The sequence below is a fragment of the Actinomadura monticuli genome, assembly GCF_041463655.1.
In the GTDB taxonomy this organism is placed as follows: Bacteria; Actinomycetota; Actinomycetes; order Streptosporangiales; family Streptosporangiaceae; genus Spirillospora; species Spirillospora monticuli.
Window position 1 is genome coordinate 232,768 of the sequence record NZ_JAXCEI010000001.1, and the last position, 17,833, is coordinate 250,600.

At 73.7% G+C, this 17,833-nt stretch carries 15 protein-coding genes; 5 read left to right on the top strand and 10 right to left on the bottom strand.

Annotated elements, in window-relative coordinates:
- Positions 1-16: 16 nt before the first annotated feature.
- Positions 17-895: an RNase adapter RapZ gene (gene rapZ, locus SM611_RS01135; RefSeq protein ID WP_371946871.1), complete on the bottom strand. Its 879-nt coding sequence runs from the start codon at positions 893-895 to the stop codon at positions 17-19.
- A complete protein-coding gene (gene uvrC / locus SM611_RS01140) occupies positions 892-2,886 on the bottom strand; it encodes an excinuclease ABC subunit UvrC (RefSeq protein WP_371946872.1) in 1,995 nt (664 codons plus the stop codon). Before uvrC ends, rapZ begins: the two co-directional genes overlap by 4 nt.
- 194 nt (positions 2,887-3,080) lie before the next feature.
- Between uvrC and SM611_RS01145 the strand changes: the two genes are divergently transcribed.
- Positions 3,081-4,310, top strand: a complete 1,230-nt coding sequence (locus SM611_RS01145; protein ID WP_371946873.1) for a mechanosensitive ion channel family protein — start codon at positions 3,081-3,083, stop codon at positions 4,308-4,310.
- Here the strand turns inward: SM611_RS01145 and SM611_RS01150 are convergent.
- The 4 genes from SM611_RS01150 to SM611_RS01165 all read right to left on the bottom strand — a co-directional run bounded on the left by SM611_RS01150 (position 4,297) and on the right by SM611_RS01165 (position 9,373).
- Positions 4,297-4,782 (bottom strand): Rieske (2Fe-2S) protein, encoded by a 486-nt coding sequence (locus tag SM611_RS01150; protein WP_371946874.1) that lies wholly within the window; start codon positions 4,780-4,782, stop codon positions 4,297-4,299. The two genes, SM611_RS01145 and SM611_RS01150, sit on opposite strands and share 14 nt — an antisense overlap.
- A gap of 107 nt (positions 4,783-4,889) precedes the next feature.
- Entirely contained in the window at positions 4,890-5,324 is a 435-nt protein-coding gene (locus tag SM611_RS01155; RefSeq protein ID WP_371946875.1) for a Rieske (2Fe-2S) protein, read from the bottom strand.
- A gap of 140 nt (positions 5,325-5,464) precedes the next feature.
- Positions 5,465-8,299: an excinuclease ABC subunit UvrA gene (gene uvrA, locus SM611_RS01160; protein WP_371946876.1), complete on the bottom strand. Its 2,835-nt coding sequence runs from the start codon at positions 8,297-8,299 to the stop codon at positions 5,465-5,467.
- Positions 8,300-8,581: 282 nt separating this feature from the next.
- Positions 8,582-9,373 (bottom strand): MBL fold metallo-hydrolase, encoded by a 792-nt coding sequence (locus SM611_RS01165; RefSeq protein ID WP_371946877.1) that lies wholly within the window; start codon positions 9,371-9,373, stop codon positions 8,582-8,584.
- Between the two features lie 70 nt (positions 9,374-9,443).
- On the opposite strand from SM611_RS01165, the gene SM611_RS01170 reads away from it, so the two are divergent.
- Complete coding sequence (locus SM611_RS01170) at positions 9,444-10,202, top strand: maleylpyruvate isomerase family mycothiol-dependent enzyme (RefSeq protein ID WP_371946878.1); 759 nt, start codon at positions 9,444-9,446, stop codon at positions 10,200-10,202.
- 37 nt (positions 10,203-10,239) lie between these two features.
- Here SM611_RS01170 and SM611_RS01175 read toward each other — a convergent pair whose 3' ends face one another.
- The 3 genes from SM611_RS01175 to SM611_RS01185 form a co-directional block, all read right to left on the bottom strand.
- Positions 10,240-10,932: a Crp/Fnr family transcriptional regulator gene (locus SM611_RS01175; RefSeq protein ID WP_371946879.1), complete on the bottom strand. Its 693-nt coding sequence runs from the start codon at positions 10,930-10,932 to the stop codon at positions 10,240-10,242.
- A gap of 161 nt (positions 10,933-11,093) precedes the next feature.
- Entirely contained in the window at positions 11,094-14,921 is a 3,828-nt protein-coding gene (locus SM611_RS01180; protein ID WP_371946880.1) for a tetratricopeptide repeat protein, read from the bottom strand.
- Positions 14,918-15,406 carry a hypothetical protein gene (locus tag SM611_RS01185; RefSeq protein ID WP_371946881.1) on the bottom strand — a complete coding sequence of 163 codons (489 nt, stop codon included), beginning with the start codon at positions 15,404-15,406 and terminating at the stop codon, positions 14,918-14,920. Before SM611_RS01185 ends, SM611_RS01180 begins: the two co-directional genes overlap by 4 nt.
- Positions 15,407-15,599: 193 nt before the next feature.
- Here SM611_RS01185 and SM611_RS01190 point away from each other — a divergent pair, with 193 nt between their 5' ends.
- A complete protein-coding gene (locus tag SM611_RS01190; protein WP_371946882.1) occupies positions 15,600-16,265 on the top strand; it encodes an MBL fold metallo-hydrolase in 666 nt (221 codons plus the stop codon).
- 97 nt (positions 16,266-16,362) lie between these two features.
- Positions 16,363-16,938: an ATP-binding protein gene (locus SM611_RS01195; protein WP_371946883.1), complete on the top strand. Its 576-nt coding sequence runs from the start codon at positions 16,363-16,365 to the stop codon at positions 16,936-16,938.
- Here SM611_RS01195 and SM611_RS01200 read toward each other — a convergent pair.
- Entirely contained in the window at positions 16,931-17,269 is a 339-nt protein-coding gene (locus SM611_RS01200; protein WP_371946884.1) for a hypothetical protein, read from the bottom strand. The genes SM611_RS01195 and SM611_RS01200 overlap by 8 nt on opposite strands.
- A 95-nt stretch (positions 17,270-17,364) precedes the next feature.
- On the opposite strand from SM611_RS01200, the gene SM611_RS01205 reads away from it, so the two are divergent.
- Entirely contained in the window at positions 17,365-17,655 is a 291-nt protein-coding gene (locus SM611_RS01205) for a hypothetical protein (protein WP_371946885.1), read from the top strand.
- Positions 17,656-17,833 lie beyond the last annotated feature (178 nt).

The following is a 17,833-nucleotide window of genomic DNA, read 5'->3' on the forward strand; positions in this document are numbered from 1 at the left end:
CGGGAGCCGCGGGCGGTCATTCGCGGCCGAGGTCGCGGTGGGCGACCTGCACGTCGATGCCCGCGTCCCGCAGCCGGGCGGAGATCTGTTCCGCCATGGCCACACTACGGTGTTTTCCGCCGGTGCATCCGACGGCGAGCGTGACGTAGTGCTTGCCCTCGCGCTCGTACCCGTCGGCGAGCAGACGCAGGACCTCGGCGTAGGCGTCCAGGAACTCCTTGGCGCCGCGCTGCCCGAGGACGTAGTCGCGGACGGCGGTGTCGCGGCCCGTCTTCGGCCGCAGTTCCGGCACCCAGTGCGGGTTCGGCAGGAAGCGGCAGTCGACGACGAGGTCGGCGTCGACCGGCAGGCCGTACTTGTAGCCGAACGACACGACGGTGGCGCGGAGGCTGGACTCGCCGGTGTCGTTGCCGAAGAACCCGATGATCTTGTTGCGCAGCTCGTGCACGTTGAGGCCGCTGGTGTCGATCACGAGGTCGGCCTCGGCGCGCACCTCGCGGACCAGCTCCCGCTCGCGGGCGATGCCGTCCACCAGGCGGCCGTCGCCCTGCAGCGGGTGCGGGCGCCGGACGCTCTCGAAGCGGCGCACCAGGTCGGCGTCGCTCGCCTCCAGGAACACGACCCGCGGGTGGACGCCGCGCGCCTCCAGCTCGGCGATCGAGGAGTGCAGGTCCTCGGTGAAGGCGCGGCTGCGCACGTCGACGACGACGGCGATGCGGGGCACCGCGTCCTTCACCCGGCCGCCGAGGTCGGCCATCGTGGCGAGCAGCCCCGGCGGCAGGTTGTCGACCACGAACCAGTCGAGGTCCTCCAGGGACTTGGCCGCGGTGCTGCGGCCCGCCCCGGACATGCCGGTGACGATCACGATGTCCGGGATCTTGGTCTCGCTGGTCATGCCCGTCTCCCCCTGTGCTCCCCGTCGCCGGCGCCCCCGCCGGCGCTCTCGCCTCCGCCGCCCGGGACGGCGCCGCCGTGCAGCGCCGCGACGATGCTCTCCGCGCTGCGCATGCCGATCCCCGGGACCTCGGCGACCTGCTCGGGCGTCGCGTCCTTCAGCCGCTTCAGCGAGCCGAAGTGCTTCAGCAGCGCCGCGCGCCGCGCCGGGCCCAGACCCGGAACGTTATCGAGTTCGCTGGCCGTCATGGACTTGGACCGCCGCTGCCGGTGGAAGGTGATGGCGAACCGGTGCGCCTCGTCGCGTACCCGCTGGACGAGGAACATGCCCTCGCTGTTGCGCGGCAGGATGACGGGATCGCCCTCGCCGGGGAGCCACAGCTCCTCCAGCCGCTTGGCGATGCCGCAGACGGCGATGTCGTCGACGCCCAGCTCGTCGAGGGCGCGCTGGGCGGCGGCGACCTGCGGCGGGCCGCCGTCGACGATCACCAGGTTGGGCGGGTAGGCGAACTTGCGCGGCCTGCCGGTCTCCGGGTCGATCGGCTGGTGCGCGCCCTCCTCCTCGGGGTCCCCCAACGTGTCGAGCTCGCCCAGCTTCTCGCTCTCGGCGAGGTAGCGGCGGAACCGGCGGAGGATCACCTCGTGGATGGAGCGGACGTCGTCCTGCCCCTCGACGGCCTTGATCGTGAACCGGCGGTACTCGCCCTTGCGGGCCAGCCCGTCCTCGAACACGACCATGGAGGCGACCACGTTGGTGCCCTGCAGGTTCGAGACGTCGTAGCACTCGATGCGCAGCGGCGCCTCGTCGAGGCCGAGGGCGTCCTGGATCTCCTGGAGCGCCCGGCTGCGGGTGGTGAGGTCGGACGCGCGGCGCGTCTTGTGCTGCTTCAGCGCCTCGTGGGCGTTGCGCGCGACCGTCTCCAGCAGGGCCTTCTTGTCGCCGCGCCGCGGAACGCGCAGCCGGACCGGCCCGTCGCGCTGCTCCGACAGCAGCTCGGTCATCGCGTCCTCGTCGGGCGGCAGCGCCGGGACGAGGACCTCGCGCGGCACCGACTCGCTCTCGCTGTAGGTCTGGATGAGGAAGTTCTCGACGAGGTCGCTCGTGGTGACCTCCTCGACCTTGTCGACCACCCAGCCGCGCTGCCCGCGGATGCGGCCGCCGCGCACGTAGAACACCTGGACGGCCGCCTCCAGCTCGTCCTCGGCGAAGGCGATCATGTCGCAGTCGGTGCTGTCGGGCAGGACGACGGCCTGCTTCTCCAGGGCGCGCTCCAGCGCGCGGACGTCGTCGCGGAGCCGGGCGGCGCGCTCGTACTCCTGGGACGCGGCGGCCTCGCGCATGTCGCGTTCGAGGCGCTTGATGAACCGGGTCGTGTTGCCCGCCATGAAGTCGCAGAAGTCCTCGGCGAGCAGGCGGTGCTCCTCCGGGGAGACGCGGCCGACGCACGGCGCGGAGCACTTGCCGATGTAGCCGAGCAGGCAGGGGCGGTCGAGCTGGTGCTGGCGCTTGAACACGCCGGCGCTGCACGTCCGGACGGGGAACACGCGCAGCAACTGGTCGACCGTCTCGCGGATCGCCCACGCGTGGGAGTACGGCCCGAAGTAGCGGACGCCCTTGCGCTTCGCACCCCGCATCACCATCACCCTCGGGAAGTCCTCGTTCAGGGTGACGGCGAGATACGGATAGGACTTGTCGTCGCGGTAGCGGACGTTGAACCGCGGGTCGAACTCCTTGATCCAGGAGTATTCGAGCTGGAGGGCCTCGACCTCGGTGCCGACGACCGTCCAGTCGACCCGGGAGGCGGTCTGCACCATCGTCTGCGTGCGGGGGTGCAGCGAGGAGAAGTCGGCGAAGTAGGAGTTCAGCCGCGAGCGCAGGCTCTTCGCCTTGCCCACGTAGATGACCCGGCCGTGCTCGTCGCGGAATCGATACACCCCGGGGGACTCCGGGATCGAGCCCGGAGCGGGTCGGTAGGTCGCCGGATCTGCCACGCTCAGAAGCCTAGTGGGCGCCGCCGACACGCCGGGCTCCGCGCGCGGCCCGCGCGGCCCGCGCGGCCAGCCCGGGCGCGCGGAGCCCGGCGCGGGTGACATAGATCTCCCGTTCGCGGCCGGATGACCGCAAAGAGAAGGGAAAGGGAAGGTCGGACGGAGGTTTCCGACCGGCCGAGGGGGTCGTTGCACACATGTCCGCGTTCTGGGCATGGGCCGTTCTGGCGGCCGTCGTCGCCACGTCCGTGATCGGCGTCGAGGGAGGGCGGCGGCTGCTCGCCGGCCGGCTGTCGCACCGCTGGCCGGGGGCGGGCCGGGTCGCCCGCCGCTGCGCCGCGCCCGCGTTCGCGTTCGCGGCGGTGGTCAGCACCAACGCCGCGATGCCCTACCACCTGCTGCACGGCCAGGTGGACGGCGTCGTCCGGCACGCGCTGCGGATCGCCGCCATCGGCGCCACCACCTGGCTGGTGCTGCGCATCGCCTACGCGCTGAGCGATCCGCCGCTGGCCCGGCTGATGAACATCGAGGGCGAGCGCAACCGGCGGGCCAGGCGCGCCCGCACGCAGATGTTGCTGCTGCGCCGGATCGCGGCCGTGCTGATCGTGATCCTCGCGGTGGGCGCCGCGCTGTTCACCTTCCCGGGCGTCCGGGCGGTCGGCGCCGGGGTGCTGGCCTCGGCGGGCGTCGCCGGGCTGGTCGTCGGGATCGCGGCCCGGCCCACGCTCGGCAACCTGCTCGCCGGGCTGCAGCTGGCGTTCAGCGACGCGCTCCGCCTGGACGACATCGTGGTCACCCAGGACATCTGGGGACGGGTCGAGGAGCTGACGCTGTCGTACGTGGTGCTGCGGCTCTGGGACGACCGGCGGATGATCTTCCCGGTGTCGCACTTCACCGAGCAGCCGTTCGAGAACTGGACCCGGCACTCCAGCCGCCTCCTCGGCTCGGTGGAGCTGCACGTGGACTGGACGGTCCCGGTCGAGGAGCTGCGCGCCGAGCTGTACTCCGCGCTCCAGGACAATCCGCTGTGGGACCGCCGCGAGTGGATCCTGCAGCTCGTGGAGACCCGGCCGAACGGGCTGGTCACGCTGCGCGCGCTGATGAGCGCCGCCGACTCGGCGAGCACCTGGGACCTGCGCTGCGACATCCGGGAGCACCTCGTCGCCTACGTCCGCGACCACTACCCGGAGGCGCTCCCCCGCTTCCGGGTGGGCGCCGAACCCGTCGCCGACGGCGCGGCGCCGCGCGCGGACGCGCCGGCCCCGGACGGCCCGGCCCCGGACGCGGACCTCGGCCCGCAGACGTCGGGCGGCGCCTCCGCCGGCGTGAACGCGCCCGAGGACCCCGACGGCGACCGGGCCGACCCGCACGCGGACGGCCCGCGCGCGGACGGCGCGGCGCGGCCGACGTCGCTCAGGCGAGCATGATCTTGTCGCCTTGGACGGTGACCTTCTTCGTCTTCAGCGGCTTGTCCGCGGGCGGGTTCACCACCGAGCCGTCGGCGATGTCGAACTTGCTGCCGTGGCACGGGCAGTTGATCGTCCCGCCCGACACCGAGCCCACGCTGCAGCCGCGGTGCGTGCACGCCGCGGAGAACGCCGTGAACCGGCCCTGCCGCGGCTGGCAGACGACGACCTCGGCGTCCTCGAAGACCTTGCCGCCGCCGACCGGGATCTCACCGGCGGACGCGAGGGCGGCGCCGGCTCCGGCGTCCCGACCGCCGGATTCGGCGCCCGTCCCGGAGCCGCCGGACTCCTCGCCGTCCCCGGACCCGCCGCACGCGGCCGCCAGCCCGGCCACGCCCGCGAGACCCGCGCCGACGAGCAGCCCTCTGCGGCTGCTCACCTTCCCGGCGTCCTGCTCCGTTCCCTCCGCCTGCGACTTGGACCCCTGTGCCATGCTCGCCCCTCCGGTGACATCTCTCGATTCCGCCATCACCCGGAAGCACGGATGCGCGGGCGAAGTGGTTCAAACCCGAACCAAATCACCCAGGGGACGCTCGTCGGTCAGGTGACGACGATGCCGCCGTTCTCGACCCGCACCGGGTACTCCTTGAGCGGCTTGTCCGCCGGCCCCCGCGCCACCGATCCGTCGGCGATCTTGAACTCGCTGCCGTGGCACGGGCAGTGGATCATCCCGTTCCGGACGCTGCCCACCGTGCAGCCCTGGTGGGTGCACACCGCTGTGAACGCCTTGAACGAGCCCTGGCTCGGCTGCGTGACCACGACCTTGTCGTCCCCGTAGATCTTGCCGCCGCCGACCGGGACGTCCGCAGCCTTCGCGATCTGCTTGCCCTTGAGGTCCTCGGCGGACTTCTCCCCGCCGCCGGAGGCGCATCCGGCGAGCGCCGCGGCCCCGACGGCCCCGGCCCCGCCGTACAGCACCGCGCGGCGCCCGATCGACCCGGCGCCGGCGGCCCCACCCGTCATGTTCTCTCCCATGGGTCCCATCTTCGTGCACGTCACGCCATGTCCCGAACCGACCCCTGCGGCTCGTGCGCGACCGCTGCGGCTCGGCCTTCCGCGTCGGCGACGCCCGAGCCGGATGGCCGGCTCCGCCGGTCGGGAGACCGGCCGCGCCGTCAGAGGATCTTCTTGAGGAACTGGCCGGTGTGGCTGGCCTCGACGCGGGCCACGTCCTCGGGGGTGCCGGTGGCGACGACGGTGCCGCCGCGCGAGCCGCCCTCGGGGCCCATGTCGATGATCCAGTCGGCCGTCTTGATGACGTCCAGGTTGTGCTCGATGATGATCACCGTGTTGCCCTTGTCGACCAGGCCGTTCAGGACGCCGAGGAGCTTGCGGATGTCCTCGAAGTGCAGGCCGGTGGTCGGCTCGTCCAGCACGTAGATGGTGCGGCCGGTGGAGCGCTTCTGCAGCTCGGACGCCAGCTTGACGCGCTGCGCCTCGCCGCCGGACAGCGTCGGGGCGGGCTGGCCCAGCCGGACGTAGCCGAGGCCGACGTCGTTCAGCGTCTTCAGGTGCCGGTGGATGGCCTTGATCGGCTCGAAGAACTCGGTGGCCTGCTCGATCGGCATGTCGAGCACCTCGGAGATCGTCTTGCCCTTGTAGTGGACCTCCAGGGTCTCCCGGTTGTAGCGGGCGCCGTGGCAGACCTCGCACGGGACGTAGACGTCCGGCAGGAAGTTCATCTCGATCTTGATGGTGCCGTCGCCGGAGCAGTTCTCGCAGCGGCCGCCCTTGACGTTGAAGGAGAACCGGCCCGGCTGGTAGCCGCGCACCTTCGCCTCGGTGGTCTGCGCGAACAGCTTGCGGATGTGGTCGAAGACGCCGGTGTAGGTCGCCGGGTTGGAGCGCGGGGTGCGCCCGATCGGCGACTGGTCGACGTGCACGACCTTGTCGAGCTGGTCGACGCCGTTGACCCGCCGGTGCTTGCCGGGGACGGTCCTCGCCCCGTTCAGCTTCTTCGCCAGCGAGTTGTAGAGGATGTCGTTGACCAGCGTCGACTTGCCCGACCCGGACACGCCGGTGACGGCGGTGAGGACGCCGAGCGGGAACGCCACGTCGACGTCGCGCAGGTTGTTCTGCTGCGCGCCCTTGACGGTGACCTCGCGGCCCTTCGTGCGCGGCCGGCGGATCTGCGGGACGGCGATCTCGCGGCGCCCGTCCAGGTAGGCGCCGGTCAGCGAGCGCTCGGACTTCTTCAGGTCCTCGACGGTGCCGGACACGACGATCTCGCCGCCGTGCTCGCCCGCGCGGGGGCCGATGTCGACGATCCAGTCGGCGGCGGCGATGGTGTCCTCGTCGTGCTCGACGACGATCAGCGTGTTGCCCATGTCGCGGAGCCGGAGCAGCGTCTCCAGCAGCCGGTGGTTGTCGCGCTGGTGCAGGCCGATGGACGGCTCGTCCAGCACGTAGAGGACGCCGACGAGGCCGGAGCCGATCTGCGTCGCGAGCCGGATGCGCTGCGCCTCCCCGCCGGCGAGCGTCGCGGACGCCCGGTCGAGGGTCAGGTAGTCGAGGCCGACGTCGAGCAGGAACCCGAGCCGGGCGTTGATCTCCTTGAGGACGCGCTCGGCGATGTGCGTCTCGCGCTCGTTCAGCTCCATGGCGAGGAGGAACTTCGCGGCCTCGCCGATCGGCAGCGCGGCCACCTCGGCGATCGACATCCCGCCCATGGTGACGGCCAGCACGACCGGCTTGAGCCGGGCGCCGTCGCACGTCGGGCAGGGGATCTCGCGCATGTAGCCCTCGAACCGCTCCCGGCTGGAGTCGCTCTCGGACTCGGCGTGCCGCCGCTGGATGTAGGGGATCACGCCCTCGTAGGCCGTGTAGTACGACCTCGTCCGGCCGTAGCGGTTCTTGTACCGCACGTGGACCTGGGTCTCGTGCCCGTTGAGGACGGCCTTGCGCGCCTTCGCCGGCAGCTTGGCCCACGGGGTGTTGAGGTCGAACCCCATGGCGTCGCCGAGCGCGGACAGCAGCCGCAGGAAGTAGTCGCTGACGTGCCCGTTGGACCAGGGCTGGATGGCGCCCTCGCCCAGGGTGAGCTCATCGTCCGGGACGACGAGCTCGGGGTCGACCTCCATGCGGGTGCCCAGGCCGGTGCAGTCGGGGCAGGCCCCGTAGGGCGAGTTGAACGAGAACGACCTCGGCTCGAGCTCCTCGAACGACAGGTCGTCGTAGGGGCAGTAGAGGTGCTCGGAGTACATCCGGGTGCGGTTCTCGTCGCCCTCGTCGAGGTCGACGAAGTCGAGGACGATCGTGCCGCCCGCGAGCCCGAGCGCGGTCTCCACCGAGTCGGCGAGCCGCTGGCGGGCGGAGTCCTTCACGGAGAGCCGGTCGACCACGACGGAGATGTCGTGCTTCTCCTGCTTCTTCAGCTTGGGCGGCTCGTCCAGGCGCACCGTCCGCCCGTCCACGAGCGCCCGCGAGTAGCCCTTGGACTGCAGCTCGCGGAACAGCTCCAGATACTCTCCCTTGCGCCCGCGGATCACCGGCGCGAGCACCTGGAACCGCGTGCCGGGCTCCAGCTCCAGCACCCGGTCGACGATCTGCTGCGGCGCCTGCCGGCTGATCGGCCGGCCGCACTCGGGGCAGTGCGGGTGCCCGATCCGCGCGTAGAGCAGCCGCAGGTAGTCGTACACCTCGGTGATCGTCCCGACCGTCGACCGCGGGTTCTTGCTGGTCGACTTCTGGTCGATCGACACCGCCGGGGACAGCCCCTCGATGAAGTCGACGTCGGGCTTGTCCATCTGGCCGAGGAACTGCCGGGCGTACGCCGACAGCGACTCCACGTACCGGCGCTGGCCCTCCGCGAAGATCGTGTCGAACGCCAGGCTGGACTTCCCGGAACCCGACAGACCGGTGAACACGATCATGGAGTCCCGCGGGAGGTCGAGCGAGACGTCCTTCAGGTTGTGCTCGCGTGCTCCACGCACGATGAGTCGGTCATGCACGGTGTTGATCCGGTTCCTCTTCTGGGCGCGGCGGTGGGGAGAGACACGTCGGTCTCAGGCTAGCCACGGGGTACGACAGAATCCCCCGACTCTGTAACGGCGACGGCCGCCGCCGCATTTCATGAAGCTACCCGCCCGGCCCGAGCGGTCCGAACGGCACTTCCGCACCGTACACGTGTTCGAACGCCCCCCGCCACCGCAACACCCGACCCCGCCCGCCCCGGGGACCGCGCACCCCACCCCACCTGGGACGGAGGGCCGCGGCGGAGGCGCTCGGACGAATCACCCGTCGTCCAGGGCGTAGCCGAGGTAGCGCTCGGCGGAGCGCCGGACGGCGTCCTTGCCGTCGGTGTAGACGATCTTCCTCCACCAGGCGCCGTAGACGCGGTCGAAGTCGTAGGGCTCCAGCAGGCGCAAGGCGCGGCGGATCGTCCGGGGACGCTCCGGGATGAGGTTCGGGTAGCTGTACATGAAGCTCACCCAGTCGCGGTCGTTGACCACCTGCAGGATGTCGCCGGAGAACAGCGCGCGGCCGTCGCGCCAGTGCAGGACCTGGCCGCCGTCGAAGTGGACGCCAGCGTTGACCAGCGTGAGGCCGTCCGCCAGCTCGTGGGCGTCGCCCTCCCAGAAGACGACCGCGTCGTCCGGTCGGGCCACCCAGCGGCGGTCGGCCTGGTGGATGTAGACGGGCGCGTCGAACGCGTGCGCCCACTCGATCATCGAGCCGTAGAAGTGCGGGTGGCTGATGGCGATCGCGGAGACACCGCCGAGTTCGGCGACCTGCCGGACGAGGTCGTCGTCGATGTGGGTGACCATGTCCCACAGGACGTTGCCGGACGGGGCCCGCAGCAGCAGGGCGCGCTGCCCGATGGCGGTGGACGGCTCGGTGCCGATCCCGACGACGTCCGGGCCCTCCTCGGCGACCCGGCCCCGGTGGCCGGCGCGCAGCTCCTCCAGGGACGTCCATCTCTGCCCGTCCCAGCCGACGTACTGGCGCTCGTCCTCGCAGATCGGGCAGTCGGGGCGCGGCCCGGCGTACTGGACGCCGCAGGTCGTGCAGATCGGAAGATCCATGATCACCATTGTCTGGCACGGGACCGGCGGGTGCGACAGGATGGAGGCTCTTCTTCGGCTGAGGAGGGTCATGGACGGGGTCATCCACTGGCGGGCCGTGCTCGACGAGCTGGACACGGGCACCGAGCGCCTCATCGGGACTCTGGGCGGGCTCACCGAGCCCGACCTGCGCGGACCGTCGGCGCTGCCGGGGTGGAGCCGCGGACACGTCGCCACCCACATCGCCCGCAACGCCGACTCCCTGTGGAACCTGCTCGAATGGGCGCGGACCGGGGTGGAGATCCCGCAGTACCCGAGCCTGGACAAGCGCAACGCCGACCTCGACGCGGGCGCCGGCCGGAGCGGCGCCGAGCTGATCGCGGACGTCCGCGCCACCGCAGAGCGGTTCGCCGCGCAGGCCCGCGCGCTCTCCGAGGACGCCTGGAACGCTCCCGTGAAGGCGATGCAGGGCTGGCCGCACCCCGCCTGGTACACGGTGTTCCGCCGGTGGAACGAGGTCGAGGCGCACCACGCCGACCTCGCCGCGGGGTACGGGCCCGCCGACTGGCCCGAGCCGTACGTCCGGTGGTCGTCGGCGGCGACGCTCACCGGCCTGGCGGCGCTCCCGGAGGGGCGGCGCGGCGAGCTGGCCGGGTACCGGATCACCGCGACCGACTCCGGCGAGTCCGCCGCGCCGGGCTGGACGGCGGGCGGCCCCGAGGCGTCCGGTTCGGCGCGGGCGCTGCTCGGCTGGCTGAGCGGCCGCACCGACGGGTCCGGCGTGCACGTCCGCCCGGACGCCCCGCTCCCGGCGCCCCCGCCCTGGCCGTACGAGCCGTCGGGCTTCTAAGCCGTCCTCGCCCGAGGAGGCGGCGCCGGCGAGGGCGTCAGTCGTCGCCGGCGAGCCTGCGCAGAGCCTCGGCGGACCGGACGACGATCGCGTTGCGGGCGACGGTCAGGCCGTCGCGGAGCGGCTCGGCGGCGAGGATCTGCGCGACCTTCCGGCGCCCCATCCCGGCCCAGCGGCCGAGGTCCTGCTGGGAGATCGGCACCTGGACGTGGACGCCCTCCACCGGCGCGCCGTCCGGCCGCTCCTCCTTCACGGGCGTGCCGAACCGTTCGGCCAGGCGCAGCAGGCGGCCCGCGAGGCGGCGCCCGGGGTCGTCGGGGAAGTGGGCGACGCGCAGCTCGTTGGAGTCGCGCAGCCGCTCGGCGAGGACGGCGGCGACGGCCCACACCGTCCCCGGGTGGGCGTCCAGGACGCCGCGGAACCGGGCGGCGGGCAGCACGAGCGCCTCCACCCGGGTCATCGCCTCGGCGTTGGCGTGCCGGATCCCGCCGTCGGCGGCCTCCACCTCGCCGACCAGGTCCCCCGGCCCGAGCACGTCGAGGATGGCGATCTGGCCGTCCCGGTCCACCCAGATCTTCACGGCGCCGGTGCGCAGCACGAAGACCTGCGACGCGCGGGTGTGCTCGCGCATCAGGAACGCGCCCGGCCGGATCACCACCGGGGCGGCGGACGCGCGCAGCGCCTCCCGGACGCGCGGGCCCAGCGCGTCCCAGAACCGGGTGCCCGCCATCTCTCCTCCCCACCGGACCCGGCCCGGCCGGGGGCCGGGGCCACGCCCCTCGTGATCACATGTCGGGGCCCAGGGAACGCGGCGCTGCGCCGATGGACTACCCCCATCCTCCAGTCCCGCCCGCCGCGAGACAATCGGCGGATCGCCGCGGGCGGCCCTCGTCACATGTCGAGGGACCTTTCCGATTCCAGCAGGTTGTCGAGGGCGCGGACGCGGCGCAGGCAGTCGGCCGCCGCGGCCCGGTCGCCGAGCGCGAGATGGGAGTCGCCCAGCAGCCGCAGCGCCTGCCGGAGCCCCCGCTGGTCGTCCATGTCGCGGCGGATGGCGATCTCGGCGTTGACGTGCTCCACCGCGCGGGCGTGCTTGCCGAGCAGCTGGGACGCGCGGGCCATCGAGTGCAGCGCGTGCGCCTGCTCGCGGGCGGCGCCCAGCTCGGCGGCGAGGTCCAGGGCGCGCATGCCGGTCTCCAGCGCGTCGTCGGCGCGGCCGAGGTCGAGGTGGATGGCGGCGAGGTGGACCAGTCCGGTGGCCTCGCTGTGCCGGTCGCCGACCTCGCCGAGGAAGCGCAGCGCCTCCAGTTCCTCCGTCAGCGCCTCCTCGGGGCGGCCCGCGCGGCGCAGCACGGCGGCGAGGGTGTCCAGCCCGACGCCGAGGCCGTACCAGTCGCCGCCCGACCTGCGCAGGTGCAGCGCCTGCCGGGCCGCGCGCTCGGCCTCCTCGGGCAGCCCGAGCCAGGAGTAGGTGCGGGCGAGGCTGCCCAGCGTCCCGGCCATGCCGCCCCGCGCGCCGAGCCGGGACCACAGGTCGAGGGCCTCCAGGCCGAGGACGAACGCCTCCTGCGGGCGGCCGAGGCGGCGCATCACGACCGACAGGTGCTCCAGGTCGTGGGCCTCGCCGTGCTGGTCGCCGATCTCGCGGCGGATCTCCACCGACCGCAGCAGGTGCTCGCGCGCCTCCCGGTACCGGCCGAGCCGCCAGTGGACGATCCCGATCTGCGCGAGCGCCTCGGACTCGCCGTGCCGGTCGCTGGTGTCGCGGTGCAGCCGCAGCGCCTGCCCGCAGTAGGTGAACGCCTCGGCGAACTTCGTCGCCTCGCACATCAGCATCCCGAGCGTGGTCAGCGCGCGCGCCTCTCCGTGGCGTCCGCCCAGGGCGCGGTAGGTGCGCAGGGCCTGCTCGGCGTCCTGCTGGGCCATGCCGCGCAGGCCGAGCGCGGCGTTCATCCGCGCGAGCTCGGTCAGGGCCTCGGCGGCGCCGTGCATGTCGGCGAGCTCCTGCCGGATGGACAGCGCCTCCAGCGCGTGCGTGACCGCCTCGTGCACGTTGCCCTGCCGCCGGTGCACGCCGGCGAGGGTGAGCAGCGTCTCGGCCGTGCCCGCCTGGTCGTCGATCCGGCGCCGGACGGCGAGCGCCGTGGCGGCGTGCTCCAGCGCCGTCTCGTAGTCGCCGAGGCCGAGGTGGGCGCGGGCGAGCGTGCTGCGGCTCTTGGCCACTCCGGCGTCGTCCCCCAGCTCCTCGTGGATGTCCAGGGACCGCCGCGCGTGGTCGATCGCCGTCAGGTAGCGGCCGAGGACGACGTGGACGTCGGCGAGCGTGGCGAGGGTGACGGCCTCCCCGTACCGGTCGGGCGGGTCGACGGCCCGGAACCCGCGCCGCGCGTCCTCCCCGTAGCCGATGGCCTGGACCGAGCCGCCCTGCTCGAAGTGCGCCATCGCGAGGTTGTGCAGCATCACGGCCGCCGCGGCCCAGTCCTCCTCGGCGCGGGCCGCGTGCAGGCCCGCCTGCTGGACGGCGATGTTGTCCTCGCTGTAGCGGCGGAACTCCTGGAAGTCGAACAGCGCGTCGGCGAGCTCCCAGCAGGTGCGGTGCAGGCCGAGCCGGGCGGCCTGGTGGACGGCGGCGACCAGGTTGCGCCGCTCGGCCTCGAACCAGGCGAGCCCGGCCGCGCGCTCGGCCGCCGAGGGGCGTCCGCGCGCCCCGTCCCGGCCGGCCGGGCCGCGGTGCGCGGTGGGCCGGGGCCGGTTGGGCAGCGCGGCGCCCGACGCGCGGGCCTCGGCGAGGTACCCGGCGAGCAGGCGCCGCTGCGCCGCGTGCAGCTCGCCGTCGGAGTCCTCCCTGAGCCCGCGCTCGCGGGCGAACTCGCGCAGCAGGTCGTGCATCCGGTAGCGGCCGGGGGCGGCGTCGTGCACGAGGTACGCCTGCCGGAGCCCCTCCAGGCATTCGCGCGCCTCGTCGGCCGTCCGGTCCTGGAGGGCGGCGAGGGCGGCGGGCGTGAAGTCGGGGCCGGCGACGAGCGCGAGCCTGCGGAACGCCTCCCGCTGGTCCCGGCGCAGGCCGCGGTAGGCGACGTCGAACGTCGGGTCGACGACCGCGCTCAGCCCCGGCGCGGGCGTCCCGGGCGCGGCGGCGCCGGGCGCGTCGCGGGCGGCCAGCTCGCGGACGGTCCCGGCGATCGACTCGTCCGGGTTCTCGGCCAGCCGGCCGGCGATGACGCCGAGGGCGAGGGGCAGGTGGCCGCACTCGCGGGCCAGCCGCACGACGGCCTTGTGCTCGTCCCGGACGCGGGCGTCCCCCGGCCCGAGGACGTTGGAGATGAGGTCGACGGCCTCCTGCGTCGCCATCTCCCGCAGCTCCAGGGTCCGGACGTCGGCGCCTTCGAGCAGCGCGGGCAGCCGCCGCCGGCTCGTCACGACGACCAGCCCGGACGCGACCGCCGCCAGCAGCGGCCGCACCTGCTCGGGCTGGACGGCGTTGTCGAGGATCAGCAGCATCCGGCGGTCGCGCAGCAGCGAGACGCACTGCGCCGCCAGCTCGTCCTCGGTGCGCGGCAGCTGGTCGCCGGGCACGCCCGCCGCGCGCAGCACCTGCCCCATCGCCTCCGCCGGGGTGGCCGGGCTGCGGGTCGTGCCGCGCAGGTCGGCGAACAGGGCGCCGTCCGGGAACCGGTCGGCGACGCGGTGCGCCCAGTGCAGCGCCAGCGTCGTCTTGCCCACGCCGGCCATGCCCTGGACGATCACCGCACGCGGCCACACGGACTGGCCGACCAGCAGGTCCAGCTTGCTGAGGCTCACCGCGCGCCCCGCGAAGAACGGGTTGTCGGCGGGGAGACGCGCGCCGGGCGGCCGGCCGCCCGGCGGGTCCAGGCGCACCGGCTCGCGGGTCGCGATCCCGGCGTCCCCCGCCGTTTCGGCGGTCTCGGCCGGGCGGGCGGGCTCGGCGTCGGCGGCCGGCCACTCGTCCCCCCACGGGCTCGCGGCGCGGCGCAGCCGCTCGACGTCCAGCACGGTGAGGGGGCGGGCCCGCTGGTGGAGGATGCCCTTGGCCCGCCACGACCGGAACCACCGCACCAGCGTCTCGCGGGAGATCCCCGCCCAGTTCGCCAGCTCGGCCTGGCTGAGCTTCAGCGGGATCCGCGTCCCGCCCCCGGCGCCGGGCTCGCCGAACCGGTGCGCCAGCTCCAGCAGGTGGTAGGCGAGGCGCTGCGGGTGGTCGGCCGCCCGCACCGCGTGCCGGCGTCCGCCGAACGTGACGCCCTCCGAGATCGCGTGCATCATCGCCTCGGCGACCTGCGGGCTCGCGGCGAGGAGGCTGCGGAACTTGGCGCGGTCCACCCGCAGCGCCGCGACGTGGTCGAGCGCGGCGACGGTGCCGCGCTGCGGGTGCCCCCACGGGGCGAGGAACCCGACCAGGTCGCCCGCCCCGAACAGATCGATGATCGACTCGTCGCCGTCGCTGGAGTCGACGAACTCCTTGGCGACCGCGTTGCTCGCCGCGCGCGGCGACGCCTTGAACACCACGTACACGGCGGGGGCCACCGACCCCTGGTGGCACAGCATCCCGCCGGGCGGGATGTCGGTGCGCCGGCCCATGGCGCGCAGGGCCTGCCGGTCGGTGGCGGCGAGCCGGTCCCAGAAGCTGCCCGGCCGGACGTCGGGGACGTGGTCGGCCAGTGCGGGATCGGTCGGTACGGGGTCGATCAATCCGGTCATCCTCCCGCCATCGCCGCCGCCAGCGTCCAGAAGAGGAACAGGACGGAGGTCGCCACGGCCCACGCGACGGACTGCCAGGACAGCTCGCCGCAGCGGTGCGCCGCCGACAGCAGCCTCCGCAGCTCCGCGTCGCGGACCCGGTCGTCCAGCGCGAGCGCCGACCCGAACGGCGTCCACGGCACGCCCGGGTCGACCGGCGAGCCGGTCCGGCCGCGCACCTCGCCGAGCACCGCCACCAGTGTGCGGCGCGACCGGACGGCGTAGCCGGCCGAGACCGCGAACGCTCCGGCCGGCACCGGCAGCAGCGCCAGCGCCGGGAGGCCGGGCGGGCCGGCCGCCAGCCGGGAGACGGTCCCGGCCAGCACGAGGGCGAGGAACACCGCGGCGATGGCGGAGTCCCTGCCGCAGAGCCGGACCAGCGTGCAGGCGTGCCCGAGGAGGTCCTCCGGCTTCTCCCTGTCCGGTCCGGGACGGAATGCGGTCACCAACGCTTCACCGTCCTCACGGGTCGAACCTGATCTTCCAGTTCCCATGCTGCGGTGGCAAGGCGGGATTGTCCGTCCGCGTGCGCACGGTTGGGCTGCGTCCGGTGACTCATTCGCGCCGCGGCCGTGGTTCACCGGCGCCGCGCGATGATGGAGGATGGTCTAGCCTGCGTACGACCGACGGGGAGGACCCATGACCTACACCGGGAACGTCGAGACCGGCGGACGCCCCGACGTCCGGGAGCTGCCCGGGCTGACGATCACGAAGGTGGCGGTCGGCCCGTACGACAACAACGCCTACCTGCTGCGCTGCGCCGCGACCGGCGAGCAGCTGCTCGTCGACGCGGCCAACGAGGCGCCCCGGCTGCTGGAGCTGGTCGGCGACGGGCCCCTCACCCGCGTCGTCACCACGCACCGCCACCAGGACCACTGGATGGCGCTGAGCGAGGTGGTGCGCGCCACCGGCGCCCCGGTCGCCGCCCACCCGCGCGACGTCGAGGCGCTGCCGGAGCCGGTCGCCGAGCCCGTCGAGCACGGCGACACCGTCCGGTTCGGGCGGGTGTCCCTGGACGTCATCCACCTGCGCGGCCACACGCCCGGCTCGATCGCGCTGCTGTACGACGCCGGCGGCGAGCTCGCCGACCGGCCGCACCTGTTCACCGGCGACAGCCTCTTCCCGGGCGGCGTCGGCAACACGTGGGGCGACCCGACCCGCTTCAAGCAGCTCCTCGCCGACGTCGAGGAGCGCGTCTTCGACCGCCTGCCCGACGCCACCTGGTTCTACCCCGGCCACGGCAAGGACTCGACCCTCGGCCGCGAGCGCCCCTCGCTCCCGGAGTGGCGCGAACGGGGCTGGTGACTCCGCGGCCCGAGGCGGAACAAGCGGTGGGGGGTGTTCGTTGGCCCCTTCACCACCGGGCCGAACCCAGGAGACGACCATCCACGAAGTCCACGAGGTGGATCCGGAACCCGCCCTGCGCTACCCGGCGGGCTCGCTGGTGCTGGTCGCCGGGCTGCCGGGGGCGGGCAAGAGCACGCTGCTCGACCGGCTCTACGGGCTGCGGGGCGACGAGACGGCGCCGGTGCCCGCCGGCGGCGCGCTGGTGATCGACTCCCGGCAGTCCCGCAACTGGTGGGCGCGGTTCCTGCGTCCCCTCCCCGTGCGGCTGCGCACCCCGCTCGTCCACGCCACCCACGTGTGGCGCATCGGCCGGGCGATCCTCACCGGGCACGGGGTCGTCGCGCACACCCGCGGCACCTGGCCGCACATCCTGCACCTGTTCGCCTGGCTGGCGCGCCGGCGCGGCGGGCGGCTGCACCTGATCCTCATCGACGTCGCCCCCGAGACCGCGCGGGCCGGCCAGTTCGCCCGCGGCCGCGTCGTCACGTCCACCACGTTCAACCGCCACTGCCGCCGCTGGCGCCCCCTCATCGACCGCGCCCGCGGCGGCGGCCCCCTGCCGCCCGCCGCCGGCGTCACGGTCCTCGACCGCGACGCCGCCGACAAGCTCCAGGCCATCCGCTTCACCTGAGCGCGGCGAACCAGCGGACGATCCGGGCGGTGCCCGCGACGTTGGAGCCGAGATGGCGGGAGCCGCCGTAGAGCGTGTCGCCCACGTCGACGACCGGGACGTCCACGCCGCGCCGCCGGAGCCAGGTGGCGCAGTGGTCGGTGTTGGCGGTCGCGGCCTGCTCGTCGCCCGCCGTCTTGTAGAGGCGGACGGGGACGCGGGGCGTCCAGGCGGCGCAGACCTCCGCGTCCACGCGCAGGGCCTCGGCGAAGGTGCCGGACGGGTGGCGCAGCGTCTCGAAGCCGCGTGGGGTGAGGAGTTCACCGAGCGTGTCCGGCAGGCCCTTGAGCATGACGGGCCCGGGTGTGGTGCCGTCGAAGTAGCCTTCGACGCGGCCCGCGTACTCTCCTCCTGGAACACCTCCCGAGGGGTCGCGTAGATGCCGCCATGGACGCGGTTCCAGGCCGTGAGCAGATACGAGGCGTAGGCGACGGACATCTTCTCGTCCAGCTCCCCGCGCAGCAGCGCCGGCAGCTCGGCGCCCCGGAAGTCGTAGGCGCCGCTGATCGGGGCGACCGCGCGAAGCCGGAACCGGCGGTCGGCGCCGTCCTGGAGAGCCCGGGCGAGGCCGAGGGCGGACGAGGCGCCCTGCGAGAAGCCGGTGGCGAAGACCCGGCCGTCCAGGACGCGCCCCCTGCGGGGCGCGAAGTCGCGGGCGGCCCGGAGCATGTCCAGTGACGCCGTCGTCTCGGACGGGACGTCCTTCCACTCCCGCCGTCCGGACGCGCATCCCGCACACGGGTGATCTCTCCCCTCGTACTCGTGGGGGTGTCCGCCCGGACGGCAGGGCGCGGGCAGGTCGGGACGGGCTGTACCAGGGCCGGGATATATAGGGTCGGGAGGAGAGCGAGACGAG